Below are 19,489 nucleotides of genomic sequence, written 5' to 3'. Positions count from 1 at the left end.
AAAGGGGAACTGGGATGGGATTACCAGTATTATGTGTCGCTACGGCTATTTTTGCTTTGTTTTGGGGAATGCAGAACTTCTCTCATAATCCAGTGCCGAGTATTTGTATCATGCTTGGTACTGTAGGTTTATCGTATTATTTATTAGTTTCAGCTCATTATCATAAAACAGCAACGAGTGTTGTTGTTGGGGCACTTATTTTATTTTGTGGTCGTGCTGTGCAAAAGGGGTTATTTCCGTAAAGGCTGTTTATACGAAGCATATAAACAGCCTTTTGTATTTTTTTTACAAAACACTTGAAAGTTACGTAACGTCATCTTTTATAATGAAGGAGAAGAGGTGATGGTAGTGATTTCAATTCAACAATTGACGAGAGAAACAGGGGTTACGGTACGTACATTACGTTATTATGATCAAATAGATTTATTAAAGCCGAGTGGTAAAACAGAGGGTGGACATCGGTTATATAGTGAAGCGGACGTTATTCGTTTGCAACAAATTTTGTTTTTAAAGGAAATGGGATTTTCATTAAAAGAAACTGCGAATATGTTAGTAAAAGGTGAGCTAGATTTAAAAAATTCGCTTGAAAAACAACTTCGGTTTGTACAAGAAGAACAAAAGAAATTTAATCGAATGGAGAGTGTTTTACAAGCAGTTGTTTATTCGGTAGATGTGGAAGGAGAACTCGATTGGAAAGTTATGTTTGAACTGATTCAGCTTTCGAAGCAGTCTTCTCGTATACGTGAAATATTTCAAAATGAAGTATTTTCAAAGGAAGAACAAAAATTGCTTCATAATTTACCAAACATGAGTAAGGAAGATCCGAATGTTTTAGAATGGGTAGATTTATTAAAGCAATTCCGTACTTTTATGAAAGACGGTAAAGAAGTAGCTAGTGATGAGGTACAAGGGGCAACGAAGAGATTAATGCAGAAATGTTTAGAAATGGCTAATGGTGATGAAGCGTTTTTAGATAAGTTATGGGAAGTTAGAAAATCGAAGGAAGATTCACAGAAAATGAGTCTGTATCCGATTGAAGAAGAACTTTTACTATATATGGATGAAGCTTTTCGTATCTATGATGAAAAGGAGAGGGCTAAATGAGTATGCTCGCAGAATATCGTTGGTATTTTTTAATTGGGGCAGAAATTGTATTTTGGTTAGCGGCTATCGGTTTCTTTTTACTCCGTTACGGATTTCGTTTGAAAAAGGCGAGTTTTATTATGGGAATTGTGCTACTCGTAAATGAAGTGTTTATTTTAACTTTAGGGGTAGTGGACTATTATCAAACAGGAAAGTTTTCTAACTTTCAAATCATTACTGTAATCATTTTATTGTATGCAGTCTTTTACGGGAAAAAGGATTTGAAGAAGCTTGATATATTTGCGCAAAAATTAGTTGCGAAATGGCGGAATGAGCCGGCGCCTATTATAGAAGAACAGGTAGAATTAACAGGTATGGCTTATGCGAAGCAGGAAATAAAAAATTGGGTATTGCACCTTAGTTTGTTTGTTGTTGTGCATATTTTCTTTTTCTTTCTGTACGGTCTTGCCCCGGTTGAACAATGGCGTAATTGGTTAGAAACGGGAATTGTTTTAAATAAAGCAGCGAGTCGGGTTAGCCAAGTTTGGGCGATTATACTTTTAGTGGATACAGTTATTTCATTTTCATATGTTCTTTTTCCGAAGAAGGAGAAGGGGAAAGAGAAGCTACTTTCTTAGAGGAAAGTAGCTTTTTTAGTATACCGATAGTTTGTATAGGAGAGGATGACAGTAGGAAAAAGAGCTGATTTTAAATGAAGTGGAATCTTAATTAGTGTGGTGCTTATTGTTTGTTCATGCGGAAGAAGATTTGATAAGGAAGGAAGTGTACTCTCCTTCCTTTTTCTATATATATTGTCGAAAACTTTACCGAATATCTGTTCGTTTTTTTAGGTTTTTTATGGGCATTCGTGGTAAAATAATAATACAGATTTTTATGAGGAGGTCGGATTTTCTTGGAACGTCAATTTGAAATTGTCTCAGCGTATTCCCCACAAGGTGATCAGCCGGTAGCTATAGAGAAGCTTGTAGAGGGAATTAATAGTGGAAAGAAAAAGCAAGTGTTGCTTGGAGCGACAGGAACGGGTAAGACATTTACGATTTCAAATGTCATTAAAGAAGTGCAAAAGCCAACGCTTGTCATGGCTCATAATAAAACGTTAGCAGGACAGTTATATAGTGAGTTGAAAGACTTTTTCCCAAATAATGCAGTTGAATATTTTGTTAGTTATTACGATTATTATCAACCAGAAGCGTATGTGCCGCAAACAGATACGTTTATTGAAAAAGACGCACAGATTAATGATGAAATTGATAAATTGCGTCACTCGGCAACGTCTGCATTATTTGAACGGGATGATGTAATTATCGTTGCGAGTGTTTCGTGTATATATGGTTTAGGTTCTCCAGAAGAATACCGCGAGTTAGTTGTTTCACTTCGAGTTGGTATGGAGAAGGATCGCAATCAATTGCTTCGTGAACTTGTTGATGTGCAGTATGGGCGTAATGATATTGATTTCAAGCGCGGTACATTCCGTGTGCGCGGAGATGTAGTTGAAATCTTCCCAGCATCACTTGACGAGCATTGTATCCGAATTGAGTTTTTCGGTGATGAGATTGATCGTATTCGCGAAGTAAATGCGTTAACAGGGGAAGTATTAGCAGAACGTGATCATGTAGCAATTTTCCCAGCATCTCACTTCGTTACACGTGAAGAAAAAATGAAGGTCGCTATTGAAAATATCGAAAAAGAACTAGAAGAGCGTTTAAAGGAATTAAATGATAACGGCAAGTTGTTAGAAGCGCAGCGTATAGAGCAGCGTACACGTTATGATTTAGAAATGATGCGCGAGATGGGCTTTTGTTCAGGGATTGAAAACTATTCCCGTCATTTAACACTTCGTCCAGCGGGTGCAACGCCGTATACGTTATTAGACTATTTCCCGGAAGATTTCTTAATTGTTATGGATGAGTCGCACGTATCAGTGCCGCAAGTAAGAGCGATGTATAACGGGGACCAAGCGCGTAAGCAAGTGCTTGTGGATCATGGATTCCGTCTTCCATCAGCTTTAGATAATAGGCCGCTCACATTTGATGAGTTTGAAGAGAAAACGAATCAAGTTATTTACGTTTCAGCAACGCCAGGACCGTATGAATTAGAGCAGTCGCCAGAAGTAATAGAACAAATTATTCGTCCAACAGGGCTTTTAGATCCGCCAATTGATATACGACCAATTGAAGGACAAATTGACGATTTATTAGGAGAAATTCAAGATCGCATTGCAAAAAATGAACGTGTATTAATTACAACTTTAACGAAGAAGATGTCAGAGGATTTAACAGACTACTTAAAAGATGTAGGAATTAAGGTGAATTACCTGCATTCTGAAGTGAAAACGTTAGAACGTATTGAAATTATACGAGATCTTCGCCTTGGTAAGTTTGATGTTCTCGTTGGTATTAACTTATTGCGAGAAGGATTAGATATTCCAGAAGTATCCCTTGTAGCTATTTTAGATGCTGATAAGGAAGGATTCTTGCGTTCAGAACGTTCATTAATTCAAACAATTGGCCGTGCAGCACGTAATGAAAACGGCCGCGTTATTATGTACGCAGATCGTATAACGAGATCGATGGGAATTGCGATTGAAGAAACGAAGCGTCGTCGCAGTATACAAGAAGCTTACAATGAAGAGCATGGTATTACGCCGAAAACGATTCAAAAAGGTGTGCGTGATGTGATACGTGCAACGACAGCTGCTGAAGAGACAGAAACATATGAAGCAACGCCAGCTAAGAAGATGACGAAAAAAGAGCGTGAAAAGACAATTGCGAAGATGGAAGCAGAAATGAAAGAAGCAGCAAAAGCGTTAGACTTCGAGCGTGCAGCTGAATTAAGAGATTTACTATTAGAATTAAAAGCGGAAGGGTGAAAAGAGTGAGTAAGAGCAAGGATTTTATCGTTGTAAAAGGTGCTAGAGCACATAACTTAAAAAATATTGATGTAACCATTCCGAGAAATCAGCTTGTCGTTGTAACGGGATTGTCTGGTTCGGGGAAATCATCATTAGCATTTGATACGATTTATGCAGAAGGGCAGCGTAGATACGTAGAATCGTTATCTGCGTATGCACGCCAGTTTTTAGGGCAAATGGATAAACCGGATGTAGATACGATTGAAGGATTGTCACCAGCAATTTCAATTGATCAAAAAACGACGAGTCGTAATCCGCGTTCAACTGTTGGAACGGTAACGGAGATTTATGATTATTTACGTTTATTATTTGCGCGAATTGGTACGCCAATTTGTCCGAATCATGGCATTGAAATTACATCACAAACAGTAGAGCAGATGGTAGACCGCGTCCTTGAATATCCTGAACGTACGAAATTACAAGTGCTAGCTCCTATCGTTTCTGGTCGTAAAGGTGCACATGTGAAAGTGCTTGAAGATATTAAGAAGCAAGGATATGTTCGTGTACGTGTTGATGGTGAAATGCTTGATGTGTCTGAAGATATTGCGTTAGATAAAAATAAGAAGCATTCCATTGAAGTTGTAATAGACCGTATTGTTGTAAAAGAAGGGATCGCAAGCCGTCTTGCAGATTCTCTTGAAAGTGCATTAAAGCTTGGCGGGGGCCGCGTGTTAATCGATGTGATGGGAGAAGAGGAACTTCTATTTAGTGAACATCATGCTTGTCCGCATTGTGGTTTTTCAATCGGGGAATTAGAACCGCGTATGTTCTCATTCAATAGTCCGTTCGGTGCATGTCCTTCTTGTGATGGACTTGGCTCAAAGCTAGAGGTAGATTTAGAACTTGTTATTCCGAACTGGGATTTATCATTAAATGAACATGCGATTGCGCCTTGGGAGCCGACAAGTTCACAATATTACCCACAGCTTTTACAATCTGTATGTAATCATTACGGCGTTGATATGGATGTGCCTGTGAAAGATATACCGAAAGATTTATTTGATAAAGTATTGTACGGGAGCGGTGAAGAGAAAGTTTATTTCCGCTATGTAAATGAATTTGGTCAAGTAAAGGAAAATGAGATTTTATTTGAAGGTGTTATTCCAAATATTGAACGTCGTTATCGTGAAACGAGTTCGGATTACGTTCGTGAGCAAATGGAAAAGTATATGGCAGAGCAAGCTTGTCCGAAGTGTAAAGGTGGACGTTTAAAGCCTGAGAGTTTAGCTGTTTTCGTTGGCGGAAAAACGATTGCTGATGTAACGAAATATTCTGTTCAAGAAGTACAGGAATTCTTCTCAAGTGTGGAGCTAACAGAGAAACAACAAAAAATTGCTCATTTAATTTTAAGAGAAATTCAGGAGCGCGTTGGGTTCTTAGTGAACGTCGGTTTAGATTATTTAACGTTAAGTCGTGCCGCAGGAACTTTATCAGGTGGTGAGGCGCAACGTATTCGTTTAGCAACGCAAATTGGTTCTCGTCTTACTGGCGTACTTTACATTCTTGATGAGCCTTCTATCGGTTTGCATCAGCGCGATAACGATCGTCTTATTCGTACATTGCAAGAAATGCGTGATTTAGGTAATACGTTAATTGTTGTTGAGCATGATGAAGATACGATGATGGCAGCTGATTATTTACTTGATATCGGGCCTGGCGCAGGTATTCACGGTGGACAAGTCGTATCAGCAGGTACACCAGCTGAAGTGATGCAAGACGAGAATTCGCTAACCGGTAAGTATTTAAGCGGTAAAGAGTTTATTCCAGTTCCACTTGAAAGACGTAAAGGTGACGGACGAAAAGTGGAAATCGTCGGTGCAAAGGAGAATAACTTAAAGAACGCGAAAATGTCATTCCCGCTTGGTACGTTTGTAGCGGTAACGGGTGTATCTGGTTCTGGTAAAAGTACGATGATTAATGAAGTACTATATAAATCGTTAGCGCAAAAGTTATATAAAGCGAAAGCGAAGCCAGGTACTCATAAAGAGATTAAAGGTCTTGAGCATTTAGATAAAGTAATCGATATAGATCAATCGCCAATCGGTCGTACACCGCGTTCTAACCCAGCGACTTATACAGGTGTATTCGATGATATTCGTGATGTGTTTGCCCAAACGAATGAAGCGAAAGTGCGTGGATATCAAAAAGGGCGTTTCAGCTTTAATGTAAAAGGTGGACGTTGTGAAGCGTGCCGTGGTGATGGAATTATTAAAATCGAAATGCACTTCTTGCCAGATGTATACGTGCCGTGTGAAGTTTGTCATGGTAAACGTTACAACCGTGAAACGTTAGAAGTGAAATATAAAGATAAGAACATTTCTGAATTATTAGGAATGACAATTGAAGATGGGGTAGAGTTCTTTGCTAATATCCCAAAAATTAAGCGTAAACTTCAAACGCTTGTAGATGTTGGACTTGGTTATATGAAATTAGGGCAACCAGCTACGACGTTATCTGGTGGTGAAGCACAGCGTGTGAAATTAGCTTCTGAATTGCATCGTCGTTCTACAGGACGTACACTATACATTTTAGACGAGCCAACGACTGGTTTACATGCGCATGATATTGCACGTCTTCTAGAAGTGCTGCAACGTCTTGTTGAGAGTGGTGAGACGGTACTTGTAATTGAACATAATTTAGATGTGATAAAAACAGCGGATTATATCGTTGACCTTGGACCGGAGGGCGGAGACAAAGGTGGACAAATCGTTGCTTCCGGAACGCCAGAGCAAGTAGTGAAAGAAGAGCGCTCGTATACGGGTAAGTATTTAAAAGAGATTTTAAATCGTGATAAAGCAAGAATGAAAGAGAAGATAAAAGAAGTAGAACTATCACAATAAGGTATTATGAAAAACCGAGTGGCAATGACACTCGGTTTTTCGTTCATAGGGGGAGAACATGGAGTTTATAGATGTTTTAAGAAAGAAAAATATGAAGGTGAGAGAGTTTCAAAGTTGGGGTGTATGTTTTCGCAAGCACTGGGAGGATAACTTTGCAAATCATGTAAGTGATGAGGAAAAAGAAGTGTTTAGAGGGAGAAGAAGCGGAAAACGCGTTTCATAATGAAGTGAAAAAGGATTGCTACATATTCTATCAACATTGTGATGAGGTACTGTTAATAAAAGATGCGAGTTTATTACATATGGAGGATATATTGTGTGAGGGGGACGATATGTATAAAGGTGATATTTATATTGTAGATAAAGATTTCACTTGGACCTTTGTGAAAACGCATGAGCATAGATGGTGTGGGCCTTATTTCGCAAAGAGATGTTGGTAGGTATACAAGCATGAAGAGTAGAATAAGTTGATATAAGTATTTGGATGATACTTGCGTTTATTATCTATTAGCGTATGATGAAATATATATGTTTAAAAGGATGTGTAAGAAAATGAGATGGATTGTATCACTTCTTGTAAATAGCGTTGTGTTAATCGCTGTATCGGGACTTTTAAAAGGGATTGCACCAGACGCGTTTTACGTAGCAAATATACAAACTGCAATTATTGCGAGTATTATTTTGGCTGTTTTAAATGTGTTCGTAAAACCGTTTTTAATTTTAATTACGCTACCAATTACGGTTGTAACTTTCGGATTCTTCTTAATTGTTATTAATGCGATTACGTTAAAAATAGCAGATTCATTATTAGGAGATGCATTTAATATATCAGGGTTTGGTGTAGCGATCGTTGCGGCAATTTGTATTTCAATTTTTAATATGATTATTGAAAAGGCAATTGTGGAACCTTTATATGAAAAAAAGAGAAAATGACAAAAAGAAAAACATTTCATGATGTGTATGAAATGTTTTTTTCTATTTATTAGAAACCGTATTTCTTGTTTCCAGAAAAAAATGGTACAATATCCGGTAGAATGGAATTTTACATCAAATGAGACTGAACCCGCAGCGGAGTGGAGGTTTATACATATGCCGAAAGTAAGGACAAAAGATTTAATTGAACAATTTCAATTGGAGTTAATAAGTGGTGAAGAAGGAATTCATCGTCCGATTGACACAAGTGATTTATCACGACCTGGTATTGAAATGGCAGGATTTTTTACATATTATCCAGCTGATCGCGTGCAGCTTCTTGGAAAGACGGAGCTGACGTTCTTTGACACGTTAACGTCAGAGCAAAAACAAGAGAGAATGAAAGCGCTTTGTACTGAGGAGACGCCATGTATTATTGTAACTCGTAATCAAGATGTACCAGATGAGTTGCTGCAAGCATCGCGTGAATCGGGCATGCCTTTATTACGCTCTTCTCAAACGACAACGAGATTATCAAGTCGTTTAACAAATTATTTAGAAGGTAAGTTAGCACCAACAACAGCTGTTCATGGTGTGTTAGTAGATATTTACGGCGTTGGTGTTTTAATTACAGGACAAAGTGGTGTCGGTAAAAGTGAGACAGCTCTTGAGCTTGTAAAACGTGGTCATCGCCTTGTTGCGGATGATAGTGTAGAAATTCGCCAAGAAGATGAAGACATGTTAGTTGGAAGCTCGCCAGATTTAATTGAGCATTTATTAGAAATTCGTGGTCTAGGCATTATTAACGTTATGACGTTATTCGGTGCAGGGGCAGTGCGAAATTATAAGCGTATTACACTTGTTATTAACCTTGAAATTTGGGATCAAAAGAAAAATTATGATCGCTTAGGTCTTGATGAAGAGAAGATGAAGATTATTGATACAGAACTTACGAAGATTACACTTCCAGTTCGTCCTGGTCGAAACTTAGCTGTTATTATTGAAGTGGCAGCGATGAACTTCCGTTTAAAACGTATGGGAGTCAATGCAGCACAGCAGTTCTCAGAACGATTAATGAGTGCGATTGAGTTAGGAAATCAGGAGTAAACATTGGAGAGGGAGGTCATACATATGCTGTTAGGTTCTGTACCACAGCTTGACCGCGTAGCTATCCAACTTGGACCGTTTCCTGTTTATTGGTACGGGATTATTATCGGTACAGGTGTGCTATTAGGTCTTTGGCTAGCAACTCGTGAAGGAGAAAGGCTAGGTATTCCAAAAGATACATTTGTTGACCTTGTATTAATTGCAGTACCGATCGCTATTCTATTTGCGAGAATGTACTATGTTATTTTTGAATGGGAATATTACGCGCAAAACCCGAGTCAAATTATTAATATTCGTCAAGGTGGCTTGGCGATTCATGGTGGTTTAATCGGGGCTGTTATTACGGGAATTCTTTTTGCAAAACGCCGTGGGGTTTCATTCTGGAAGTTGGCAGATATTGCTGCACCAAGTATTTTACTAGGACAAGCAATTGGCCGATGGGGAAACTTTATGAACCAAGAGGCGCATGGTGATGAAGTAACGAGACAGTTTTTAGAAGGCCTTCATTTACCGGATTTCATTATTAATCAAATGTATATTGATGGTGTTTACTATCACCCGACGTTTTTATATGAATCATTATGGAATTTTGCAGGTGTCATTTTATTACTCGCATTACGAAAAGTGAACTTGCGCCGTGGGGAATTATTCTTCACATATTTAATTTGGTATTCAGTAGGACGCTTCTTCGTAGAAGGGTTGCGTACAGATAGTTTAATGCTAGGACCACTTCGTATTGCACAAGTAATGTCAATTGGACTTGTTGTTATTTCTATTATTTTCATTATTGTGAGACGAAAAATGGGGCAAGCTGATAAAAGATATTTAGAAAATTAGAGAAAAGTAGCATCTTATTATAAGATGCTGCTTCTTTCATATTCAGGAAAGAGAAAGGACTAAGGCAATGAAAATAAATACAGTGTTATTTGATTTAGATGGAACGTTAATTAATACAAACGAACTTATTATTTCTTCTTTTTTACATACTTTAAATACATATTATCCAGATCAATATAAGCGTGAAGATGTATTGCCATTTATCGGTCCATCTTTGCATGATACTTTCAGTAAGATTGATGAAAGTAAGGTTGAAGAGTTAATTACGAGTTATCGTCAATTTAACCATGATCATCATGATGAACTAGTGGAAGAATATGAAACTGTATATGAAACAGTTCAAGAGTTGAAGAAACAAGGTTATAAAGTTGGTATTGTTACAACGAAAGCGAGACAAACCGTTGAGATGGGCCTAAAGCTATCAAAGCTTGATGAGTTCTTTGATGTTGTCGTAACAATTGATGATGTAGAGCATGTGAAACCACATCCAGAGCCACTTCAAAAAGCGCTTCAGTTATTAGATGCGAAACCAGAAGAAGCATTGATGGTTGGGGATAATCATCATGATATTGTTGGTGGACAAAATGCAGGTACGAAAACAGCTGCGGTTTCATGGACATTGAAAGGTAGAGCGTATTTAGAGGCTTACAAGCCAGACTTTATGCTAGATAAAATGAGTGATTTATTGCCGATTTTGTCCGACATGAATCGTTCGTAAAGATAAGTAGAGGAGCGAGTGAAGTGCGACGGACAACGCGCTATCCTGTTTCAGGAGAAAATTCATTATGGAATGTGTATAAAACAGTGTCTTTTTGGAAGGTAATGAAAAACTTTATGATTATCCAAATTGCACGTTATACACCTTTTTTATCGGTCAAGAATTGGTTATACCGCACATTTTTGCGGATGAAAGTAGGAAAGAAAACATCGTTTGCGCTTATGGTAATGCCGGACATTATGTTCCCGGAAAAGATAACTGTGGGAGAAAATTCGATTATCGGCTATAATACAACGCTTTTAGCACATGAATATTTAATTCGTGAATATCGACTCGGAGAGATCATCGTAGGAAATGAAGTGATGATTGGAGCGAATACAACGATATTACCGGGTGTGAAAATTGGAGATGGCGCAATTGTTTCAGCTGGCACACTTGTTCATAGAGATGTACCGAGTGGTGCTTTCGTAGGTGGAAATCCAATGCGTGTTATTTATACAAAAGAAGAAATGGATGCTAGAGAAGGTTGATGCTAAAAATGTAACATTTCTCTTCTTTTTTAATGAATAAAAAGGAAATAATTGAGTATAATATACTGTTTTGTTTTTTACGGAATCGTTTATACTTATAGATAGAAGAATGTGTGAACGAAGAAAACAAAAAACTGGAGGATATATGGGGAAAAATCAAAGAATATATAAGGAGAACGGACAAGTTATCTCTTTTAATCAATTAGCGGACTTCTTTTATAAAAAAGGGATGAGGGCTTACAAAGGACAAAAATTGCAAGATGCAATTAAATATTTTCGAAGAGCGGCACAAAGTGAGAAGGAGCCGTTTATTTTATGTCAATTAGCAACAGTATTATCTGAGGCTGGTGAATATCAAGAGTCAAATCAAACCTTCTTTAAGCTTGTTAGATCTAATCCAGAACTTGAACAGTGTTATTATTTTATTGCAAATAATTATGCGTATATGGGGCTATTTCAGCAGGCGAAGAAGTATGCGGATCGCTATTTAGAAGTTGCAGAAGAGAAGGAATTCGTAGAAGATACATTAGAATTACTTGAAATTATGGAAGAAGAAGCGATGGGTGCGGAAGAGATTGAGGATGAAGATGATTTAATTGTTATGCAGGAAGAAGCCAATCGTTATATTCGTAACGGACAATTGGAAGAAGCAATTGCTACATTAGAAATTGTTACGAAAGACTATCCGGAATTTTGGTCGGGGCATAATAATTTAGCTATTGCGCATTTTCAATCTGGTAATGTAGATAAGGCACTGAAATTAACGGAAATGATTTTAGAGAAAAATCCAGGTAATATACATGCGCTTTGTAATACGCTTATTTTTCTATATTCAATTGGAGAGCATAAACAAGTAGAGGCGTTAGCAGGACAGTTAGTTTCGGTATATCCGATTTCGTTTGAACATCGTTTGAAACTTGGGACGACACTTGCAACAATTGGTCATTTCGAGCCTGCATATAAATGGTTCAAATTATTAAAGCGTCAAGGATACGAAGGAGACGTTAGTTTTTATTATTGGTTTGCATATTCTGCGTATATGGTGAAAGATCAGCAAGTAGCTGAAAAAATGTGGCAACATGTTGTAGAATTGCACCCTGATAAAAAGGGAAAAGAACCGTGGAATGCATTGAATTTAGCGGATGAAGGACAAAACGTGTTATTTGAAGAATTACGAAAATCATTTCAGCAAAGTGCGACGCTAGAGGAACAAATGCTAGCTTTATATTTAATGAATGAATTATCAACGCCAGAGAAGGTTGGATTCTTCTTTGATGTAACGCAGGCGAAGAATGGTGTTCCGATCGTATCGCAACTTGCAAAGTATTTCTTTTTACTGAATAGCCATAAGAGTATTCCAGCTGATTTACAGCAATTTGAACAGTGCGCGCGAATCGCGGATGCTTTATACAATTATACGAAAAAAGATGATGAATTAATCGAAGAGTGTTTACAATTTTGGTTTTGTACGTTCATACGTTTATATACATCTGGGGCAGTTTTTACAAATGTATACGGCTGGTCAGCTGCGGTTGAATATATCGTACGCAGTGAACAAGGAAATAAGATGACACAGTCGGAGCTCGGAGATGTGTATAATGTATCTGTAGCGACTGTTCGAAAGTATGTGCAAGCTGTTAAGCGTACGCACACATAGATAAGCAAATCATTGGGAAAAAAATGATGCGAACAGTATAATGAGGGTAACTTAATTGTGTAGGAATGGATAGGAGTGAATAGTGTGTCGGAAGAAAAAATTTATGATGTCATTATTATTGGTGCAGGACCAGCTGGTATGACAGCTGCAGTATATACATCTCGTGCGAATTTGAGCACATTAATGCTTGAGCGTGGTATTCCAGGCGGACAAATGGCAAATACAGAAGATGTAGAAAACTACCCAGGTTATGAGTCCATTTTAGGACCAGACTTATCAAATAAAATGTTTGAGCATGCGAAGAAATTTGGTGCTGAATATGCATACGGTGATGTGAAAGAAGTCATCGATGGTAAAGAATACAAAACAATTATTGCTGGTAAAAAAGAATATAAAGCACGTGCAATTATCGTTGCAAGTGGTGCAGAGTATAAAAAAATTGGTGTACCAGGTGAAACAGAACTTGGCGGCCGCGGTGTATCATATTGTGCGGTATGTGATGGCGCATTCTTTAAAGGTAAAGAACTTGTAGTTATTGGTGGCGGAGATTCTGCTGTTGAAGAGGGTGTGTTCTTAACACGTTTCGCATCAAAAGTAACGATCGTTCACCGTCGTGACACACTTCGTGCACAGAAAATTTTACAAGATCGTGCTTTCCAAAATGAAAAAGTAGACTTCATTTGGAACCACACGATAAAAGAAATTAACGAAGCAAATGGTAAAGTAGGAAGTGTAACACTTGTAGATGTAAACAGTGGAGAAGAGAAAGAAGTCAAAACTGACGGCGTATTCGTATACATCGGTATGTTACCACTATCAAAACCATTTGTTGAACTAGGTATTACAAATGAAAATGGTTACCTTGAAACAAACGAGCGTATGGAAACGAAAGTTCCTGGTATTTTCGCAGCAGGTGATGTTCGCGAAAAAATGCTACGTCAAATTGTAACTGCAACAGGTGACGGTAGTATTGCAGCACAAAGTGCACAACATTACGTAGAAGAATTATTAGAGGAACTAAAAACTGTATCAGAAAAATAAGGGATAACATACCTTTTGAGAAGAAAGCTACCGATAGGAGCTTTCTTCTTTTTTTGTGTGAAAATGTCAAAGTTTTGTCAAAAAATATTGGGATTATAAGCTTTCTTATTGATATACTGGACTTTACGGAAAAAATCACTATAAGAAATGAGGAATTTATTCAGTATGGAATGGCGTAATATATATCGTGGATTTTGTATGGGCGTTAGTGATTTAATTCCTGGTGTGAGCGGCGGTACAATCGCTGTTGTGTTAGGGATTTATGAACAATTGCTTGCGGCAATTAGTGGATTCTTTAGTCGTGAATGGAAAAAACATTTAGGATTTTTAATTCCACTTGCAGCTGGTGTGGCAGCAGCGTTTTTAACGTTAAGTCACGTTATTAAATATTTACTTGCAAATCATTATGAACCGACTCAATTTTTCTTCCTCGGTTTAATTATTAGTATATTGCCGATGTTAATGAGAGAAGCTGATGCAAAGTCGTCGTTTAAAGGTAAGCACATTGTTTTATTAATAGTTGCAGCAATTCTTGTTGCCATCACAGCTTTCTTTAAACCAGATAAGACAGCAGATCCAATTACAACGTTAACAATTTTAAATGCAATTGGTTTATTTTTCGCAGGATGGATGGCTAGTATGGCTATGTTACTTCCTGGAATTAGTGGATCGTTTATTTTATTAATTATTGGTGTGTATCCGACAGCAATTAATGCTTTAACGACACTCAACTTACCTTTAATTGCAGTTATTGGTGCTGGTGTTATGGTAGGGTTTGTTGTAAGTAGTAAAGGAATTAGCTTCTTATTAGATCGTTATAAAAGTATGACATTTGCGGCAATTATTGGACTAGTTATCGGTTCGATTGTAATTGTGTTCCCTGGTATTCCAACTGGAGGGTTTTCAATTATAAGTTCAATTATTACCTTTATTTTAGGATTTGCGATTGTTACTTATTTCGGTAAGAAATAACGGCTTTAATCCCCTTGGCGATAAAAATCGTTAAGGGGATTTTTCATGCTATACATTGAAAGTCCAGGCATTTACATTGCTTGTTATAGAAAGCTTTTTTAAAATTGTTGAGTAGCATATGCTTAGCGGAAGAGGACTGGCTCCTTCGTTGTAGCAAACTGTTTTTGATAGTATAATGAAATGAGTATGCAGTGAGAAATTTGCTGCAAGTAGCTGAGGTGAAGAAACATGCAAAGAGTGACAAACTGTGTGTTAATTAGAGATAATGAAGTACTCTTACTCCAAAAACCTCGCCGGAATTGGTGGGTTGCACCAGGCGGGAAAATGGAGCGTGGTGAGACGGTAAGAGATTCCGTTGTTCGCGAGTATCGTGAAGAAACAGGTATTTATTTAAAGAACCCAGCGTTAAAGGGGGTCTTCACCTTTGTCATCCAAGAAGGTGATAAAGTTGTTTCTGAATGGATGATGTTCTCCTTTTTAGCGACAGATTTTGCAGGAGAAAACAAACTAGAGAGCGAAGAAGGCATCATTGGTTGGCATACATTTGATAAAATTGATGATTTAGCAATGGCACCAGGAGATTATCACATTATTGATTATTTAATTAAAGGAAATGGCATAATCTACGGTACATTTGTATATACCCCAGATTTTGAGTTGCTTTCATATCGATTAGATCCGAGTTAAACCGTCAAGGAGAGGATACGATGACAGAGAATAATGATATAAAAATGGTAATTATTACAGGGATGTCTGGAGCTGGAAAGACAGTAGCTTTACAAAGTTTTGAAGATTTAGGATATTTCTGTGTGGATAATTTACCACCGATGTTATTGCCAAAGTTTATTGAGCTTATGGCGGATTCAAAAGGAAAAATGAATAAAGTAGCACTTGGTATTGATTTACGTGGCCGAGAGTTTTTCGAACATTTATGGGAAGCGCTTGATGATTTATCAGAACGTACATGGATTATTCCTCATATTTTATTCTTAGATGCGAAAGATAGCACACTTGTAACTCGTTATAAAGAAACGAGACGCTCGCATCCACTTGCACCAACTGGTCTGCCGTTAAAGGGAATCGAAGCAGAGCGTAATTTATTAACAGATATGAAGGCACGCGCGAATATTGTGCTTGATACATCTGATTTAAAACCGAAAGAATTACGTGAAAAAATTGTTCACCTATTTTCAACTGAAACTGAGCAAGCATTTCGTGTAAATGTTATGTCATTTGGATTTAAGTACGGTATTCCAATTGATGCAGATTTAGTATTTGATGTTCGTTTTTTACCAAATCCATATTACATTCCACATATGAAGCCATTAACAGGACTAGATGAAGAAGTTTCATCGTATGTGCTGAAATTTAATGAGACGCATAAGTTTTTAGAGAAATTGACTGATCTTATCACTTTCATGCTGCCTCATTATAAGAGAGAAGGCAAGAGTCAACTTGTAATTGCAATTGGATGTACAGGTGGACAGCATCGTTCTGTTACGCTTACAGAATACCTTGGGAAACATTTGAAACCAGAGTATAGCGTTCATGTATCTCATCGTGATGTGGAGAAGAGAAAGGGTCATTAAGGGATGAAAAAAGAGAGAAAACCTAAAATTGTTATCATGGGAGGCGGAACGGGACTTTCTGTTTTATTACGAGGATTAAAACAATATCCGGTTGATATTACAGCAGTTGTTACAATCGCTGATGATGGTGGCAGTTCAGGTAGATTACGTGATGAGCTAGAAATTCCACCCCCAGGTGACATTCGTAACGTACTTGTTGCGTTATCAGATGTAGAGCCACTGGTGGAAGCTTTATTTCAGCATCGTTTCACAACGGGAGATGGGCTGAAAGGTCATGCGTTAGGAAATTTATTATTGGCAGGTATGACTTCGATTACAGGAGACTTCTTCCATGCTATTACAGAAACGAGTAAAGTTTTAAATGTTAGAGGACGTGTATTACCAGCAGCGAATCAAAGTGCAGTACTACATGCGGAACTAGAAGACGGAGAAATTGTAACAGGTGAATCAAAGATTCCTTATTTCGGAAAGAAAATTAACCGTGTCTTTTTAACTCCAGAAGATGTAGAGCCGTTACATGAAACGTTGACTGAGATTAAACGAGCTGATTTACTTGTTTTCGGTCCAGGAAGTTTGTATACGAGTATATTACCGAATTTAGTTGTTAACAAAATTGGGGACGCTGTTCTTGCTGCAAAAGCGAAGAAGGTATATGTGTGTAATGTTATGACGCAAGCTGGTGAAACGATGGGATATACTGCGTTTGATCATGTGCAGGCGTTACATGATCATTTAGGTGAACCATTTATCGATACTGCAATTGTAAATAACCGTGATATTCCTTGTGAATTACGTCAGTTATATGAGGAAGAAATGTCAGCGCCAGTTGTAGTAGATGAAGAGCGTTTTACTGAAAATAATATTAATGTGATTCAAGATCAATTAGCGAAGTATGATGACCGTGTTGTAAGACACGATACATTAAAACTAGCTTCTATTTTATATTCACTGTTGTAGATGTGCGTTGCCTCGTTTGAGGTAACGCTCCTCATTTCATATAGGACAAGATTTTTGTTCCACAATAATCGTATAAGGAGGTGTTGACTGTGTCATTTGCATCAGAAACAAAGAAAGAGTTGACGAATCTGGAGATGAAGGAATGCTGTGAGAAAGCAGAATTATCAGCGTTACTTCGAATGAACGGATCGCTTTCTTTTTCAAATCGTCGTCTATCAATCGATATTCAAACGGAAAATGCGGCAATTGCAAGAAGGATTTATACGCTTTTGAAAAAAGGATATGACGTGACGGTAGAATTACTTGTTCGTAAAAAAATGCGATTGAAGAAAAACAATGTATATATCGTAAGGCTTGTTGAGAAGTCGCGCGAAATATTAGCTGATCTTCATATCGTTCGAGATGACTTTTCATTTATTCGAAATATATCACAAGAATTAATTGAGAAGAAATGTTGTAAACGATCGTATTTACGTGGTGCATTTTTAGCAGGTGGTTCAGTAAATAACCCAGAAACATCATCTTATCATTTAGAGATCTTTTCGTTATATAAGGAACATAATGATGCTATATGTGAACTGATGAACGGATTTGATTTAAATAGTAAGACGTTGGAAAGAAGAAAAGGGTACATTACGTATTTGAAAGAAGCAGAAAAGATTACAGAGTTTTTAAATATTATAGGTGCTCATAATGCACTTTTAAGATTTGAAGACATTCGAATTGTACGTGATATGCGTAATTCTGTAAATCGTTTAGTGAACTGCGAAACAGCTAATTTAAATAAAACAATTGGTGCAGCGCTAAGGCAGATTGAAAATATCCGCTATATTGATGAGACGGTTGGCCTTGATATATTGCCGGATAAACTACGAGAAATTGCGCAATTACGAAGAGATTATCAAGATGTAACATTGAAAGAGTTAGGTGAGATGGTATCCGGGGGGAAAATTAGTAAATCGGGTATTAATCATCGTTTGCGTAAAATCGATGATATTGCAGAGAAATTACGCGCGGGGGAAACGGTAGCAAAAAAATAATAGGTTAAAGGGGAAATGGAGCTGTGGTTCAAAAAAGAGTTCAGGTTTCATTAAAAAACGGTTTACAAGCACGTCCGGCTGCGTTGTTTGTACAAGAGGCCAATCGCTTTCATGCAGATATCTTCATCGAGAAAGATGGGAAGACAGTAAATGCAAAGAGCATAATGGGGATTATGAGCTTAGCAATTGGTACTGGTAGCATGATAACAATTACAACAGAAGGTTCAGATGCAGAAGAGGCTTTAGAGGCACTAGCTGCATATGTACAATAAGAAGCTATCGCGCATGTGCGATAGCTTTTTTGTTGTTTGGGGCTTGTTGGTGGGGGTATGTGAGATGTGCGTTCTTGTCGAGAATTGTCGGTAAGTCGATAAGTTGTGTCGAAACGTCGATATATTAAAATAATCGCCGATATAATTGGAGTTACGGTCGATATATTTGAAAAATCGCCGATATATTTAGAGGGATACTGAGTGGGGTATGTTCGTGCGGAGATTTAACTATAAAAAAGCGCCCTGTAATAGGCGCTTTTTTATGTATCCAGCTCCAGCGACTCTAAATAAGCCGCTTCCGCTTTAAATATCTATTAACGATTTGTAAAGATCTTATCGATTAAACCGTATTCTAAAGCTTTTTCTGCTGTCATGAAGTTGTCGCGGTCTGTGTCGCGTTGTAGCACTTCAAGTGGTTGACCTGTGCGGTCAGCAAGAATTTGGTTTAGTTTTTCACGTAAGAATAGAATACGTTTAGCAGCGATTTCGATTTCAGTCGCTTGACCTTGTGCACCACCAAGTGGTTGGTGAATCATTACTTCACTGTTTGGAAGTGCATAACGTTTTCCTTTTTCACCTGCTGCAAGTAAGAATGCACCCATAGATGCAGCCATACCGATACAGATTGTTGATACTTGCGGTTTAATAAACTGCATTGTATCGTAAATTGCCATACCTGCTGTGATAGAACCACCAGGGCTGTTGATGTAGATGTGAATATCTTTTTCTGGATCTTGAGATTCCAAGAATAAAAGCTGGGAAACGATTGAGTTAGCTACGTTGTCATCAATTGCGCTACCAAGCATAATGATGCGGTCTTTTAATAGTCGAGAGTAAATATCGTAAGCGCGTTCTCCACGATTTGTTTGTTCAATTACTGTAGGAATTAAATTCATCTGTTATTTCCTCCTTATAAAGCTTTCTTAGTCTTATAATACAATTATGGTCAATAAAGGTCAAACGAAACCACTTTAAATCAAAAAAATATGTAGTTGTACCATG

At 37.6% G+C, this 19,489-nt stretch carries 19 protein-coding genes and 1 pseudogene; 19 read left to right on the top strand and 1 reads right to left on the bottom strand.

The genetic code is table 11. The features are described from left to right. The first annotated feature begins 14 nt into the window (after positions 1-14). The 19 genes and pseudogenes from EGX95_RS24630 (at position 15) to EGX95_RS24540 (ending at position 18,487) form a co-directional block, all read left to right on the top strand. Entirely contained in the window at positions 15-242 is a 228-nt protein-coding gene (locus EGX95_RS24630; protein WP_000524119.1) for a hypothetical protein, read from the top strand. Positions 243-342: 100 nt separating this feature from the next. After that, positions 343-1,104 (top strand): MerR family transcriptional regulator, encoded by a 762-nt coding sequence (locus tag EGX95_RS24625; protein ID WP_000260367.1) that lies wholly within the window; start codon positions 343-345, stop codon positions 1,102-1,104. After that, positions 1,101-1,721, top strand: a complete 621-nt coding sequence (locus tag EGX95_RS24620; RefSeq protein ID WP_000062166.1) for a hypothetical protein — start codon at positions 1,101-1,103, stop codon at positions 1,719-1,721. Before EGX95_RS24625 ends, EGX95_RS24620 begins: the two co-directional genes overlap by 4 nt. 275 nt (positions 1,722-1,996) lie before the next feature. Next, a complete protein-coding gene (gene uvrB / locus EGX95_RS24615; RefSeq protein ID WP_000441048.1) occupies positions 1,997-3,973 on the top strand; it encodes an excinuclease ABC subunit B in 1,977 nt (658 codons plus the stop codon). 5 nt (positions 3,974-3,978) lie between these two features. Continuing rightward, positions 3,979-6,855: an excinuclease ABC subunit UvrA gene (gene uvrA, locus EGX95_RS24610; protein WP_000045568.1), complete on the top strand. Its 2,877-nt coding sequence runs from the start codon at positions 3,979-3,981 to the stop codon at positions 6,853-6,855. Between the two features lie 58 nt (positions 6,856-6,913). Beyond that, a pseudogene (locus EGX95_RS24605) lies at positions 6,914-7,295 on the top strand (DUF4275 family protein). Between the two features lie 112 nt (positions 7,296-7,407). After that, positions 7,408-7,788, top strand: coding sequence for a phage holin family protein (locus EGX95_RS24600; protein ID WP_001267308.1), 381 nt, complete (start codon positions 7,408-7,410; stop codon positions 7,786-7,788). Positions 7,789-7,944: 156 nt separating this feature from the next. Beyond that, the gene (hprK, locus tag EGX95_RS24595) at positions 7,945-8,874 is read left to right on the top strand and encodes an HPr(Ser) kinase/phosphatase (protein WP_001127250.1); all 930 of its coding nucleotides are present in this window, start codon (positions 7,945-7,947) and stop codon (positions 8,872-8,874) included. Positions 8,875-8,898: 24 nt separating this feature from the next. Next, on the top strand, positions 8,899-9,711 hold the full coding sequence (gene lgt / locus EGX95_RS24590) for a prolipoprotein diacylglyceryl transferase (RefSeq protein ID WP_000924232.1): 813 nt from the start codon (positions 8,899-8,901) through the stop codon (positions 9,709-9,711). A 67-nt stretch (positions 9,712-9,778) separates the two neighbouring features. Next, the gene (gene ppaX / locus EGX95_RS24585) at positions 9,779-10,429 is read left to right on the top strand and encodes a pyrophosphatase PpaX (protein ID WP_000700963.1); all 651 of its coding nucleotides are present in this window, start codon (positions 9,779-9,781) and stop codon (positions 10,427-10,429) included. A gap of 23 nt (positions 10,430-10,452) precedes the next feature. After that, positions 10,453-10,959, top strand: a complete 507-nt coding sequence (locus EGX95_RS24580) for an acyltransferase (protein ID WP_001255080.1) — start codon at positions 10,453-10,455, stop codon at positions 10,957-10,959. A 145-nt stretch (positions 10,960-11,104) separates the two neighbouring features. Further along, on the top strand, positions 11,105-12,616 hold the full coding sequence (locus tag EGX95_RS24575; protein WP_000517735.1) for a tetratricopeptide repeat protein: 1,512 nt from the start codon (positions 11,105-11,107) through the stop codon (positions 12,614-12,616). An 84-nt stretch (positions 12,617-12,700) separates the two neighbouring features. Then, complete coding sequence (trxB, locus tag EGX95_RS24570; protein WP_001288072.1) at positions 12,701-13,657, top strand: thioredoxin-disulfide reductase; 957 nt, start codon at positions 12,701-12,703, stop codon at positions 13,655-13,657. Positions 13,658-13,822: 165 nt separating this feature from the next. Further along, positions 13,823-14,629, top strand: a complete 807-nt coding sequence (locus tag EGX95_RS24565) for a DUF368 domain-containing protein (protein WP_000455203.1) — start codon at positions 13,823-13,825, stop codon at positions 14,627-14,629. 228 nt (positions 14,630-14,857) lie between these two features. Continuing rightward, positions 14,858-15,316, top strand: coding sequence for an NUDIX hydrolase (locus EGX95_RS24560; protein ID WP_001190080.1), 459 nt, complete (start codon positions 14,858-14,860; stop codon positions 15,314-15,316). Positions 15,317-15,336: 20 nt separating this feature from the next. Beyond that, entirely contained in the window at positions 15,337-16,218 is an 882-nt protein-coding gene (gene rapZ, locus EGX95_RS24555; RefSeq protein WP_000138457.1) for an RNase adapter RapZ, read from the top strand. A 3-nt stretch (positions 16,219-16,221) separates the two neighbouring features. Further along, positions 16,222-17,175, top strand: a complete 954-nt coding sequence (locus EGX95_RS24550) for a gluconeogenesis factor YvcK family protein (protein ID WP_000712175.1) — start codon at positions 16,222-16,224, stop codon at positions 17,173-17,175. A gap of 89 nt (positions 17,176-17,264) precedes the next feature. Then, positions 17,265-18,215 carry a DNA-binding protein WhiA gene (whiA, locus tag EGX95_RS24545; protein WP_000006561.1) on the top strand — a complete coding sequence of 317 codons (951 nt, stop codon included), beginning with the start codon at positions 17,265-17,267 and terminating at the stop codon, positions 18,213-18,215. Between the two features lie 23 nt (positions 18,216-18,238). Further along, a complete protein-coding gene (locus EGX95_RS24540) occupies positions 18,239-18,487 on the top strand; it encodes an HPr family phosphocarrier protein (RefSeq protein WP_000250307.1) in 249 nt (82 codons plus the stop codon). 314 nt (positions 18,488-18,801) lie between these two features. Here EGX95_RS24540 and clpP read toward each other — a convergent pair whose 3' ends face one another. After that, entirely contained in the window at positions 18,802-19,383 is a 582-nt protein-coding gene (clpP, locus tag EGX95_RS24530; protein ID WP_001049162.1) for an ATP-dependent Clp endopeptidase proteolytic subunit ClpP, read from the bottom strand. Positions 19,384-19,489: the final 106 nt, after the last annotated feature.

Origin of the sequence: Bacillus sp. FDAARGOS_527 (assembly GCF_003812125.1) — a bacterium.
Taxonomy (GTDB): Bacteria; Bacillota; Bacilli; order Bacillales; family Bacillaceae_G; genus Bacillus_A; species Bacillus_A paranthracis.
The sequence above is the reverse complement of the archived record's forward strand: the minus strand, read 5'-3'. Positions and strand labels throughout refer to the sequence as shown.

Bases quoted from the DNA above. Each gene is read 5' to 3' on its own strand.
- EGX95_RS24625 (WP_000260367.1), top strand. From the start codon at position 343: ATGGTAGTGATTTCAATTCAACAATTGACGAGAGAAACAGGGGTTACG.
- EGX95_RS24600 (WP_001267308.1), top strand. From the start codon at position 7,408: ATGAGATGGATTGTATCACTTCTTGTAAATAGCGTTGTGTTAATCGCT.
- lgt (WP_000924232.1), top strand. From the start codon at position 8,899: ATGCTGTTAGGTTCTGTACCACAGCTTGACCGCGTAGCTATCCAACTT.
- ppaX (WP_000700963.1), top strand. From the start codon at position 9,779: ATGAAAATAAATACAGTGTTATTTGATTTAGATGGAACGTTAATTAAT.
- EGX95_RS24630 (WP_000524119.1), top strand. From the start codon at position 15: ATGGGATTACCAGTATTATGTGTCGCTACGGCTATTTTTGCTTTGTTT.
- clpP (WP_001049162.1), bottom strand. From the start codon at position 19,383: ATGAATTTAATTCCTACAGTAATTGAACAAACAAATCGTGGAGAACGC.
- rapZ (WP_000138457.1), top strand. From the start codon at position 15,337: ATGACAGAGAATAATGATATAAAAATGGTAATTATTACAGGGATGTCT.
- EGX95_RS24560 (WP_001190080.1), top strand. From the start codon at position 14,858: ATGCAAAGAGTGACAAACTGTGTGTTAATTAGAGATAATGAAGTACTC.
- EGX95_RS24575 (WP_000517735.1), top strand. From the start codon at position 11,105: ATGGGGAAAAATCAAAGAATATATAAGGAGAACGGACAAGTTATCTCT.
- EGX95_RS24565 (WP_000455203.1), top strand. From the start codon at position 13,823: ATGGAATGGCGTAATATATATCGTGGATTTTGTATGGGCGTTAGTGAT.
- EGX95_RS24550 (WP_000712175.1), top strand. From the start codon at position 16,222: ATGAAAAAAGAGAGAAAACCTAAAATTGTTATCATGGGAGGCGGAACG.
- hprK (WP_001127250.1), top strand. From the start codon at position 7,945: ATGCCGAAAGTAAGGACAAAAGATTTAATTGAACAATTTCAATTGGAG.
- EGX95_RS24620 (WP_000062166.1), top strand. From the start codon at position 1,101: ATGAGTATGCTCGCAGAATATCGTTGGTATTTTTTAATTGGGGCAGAA.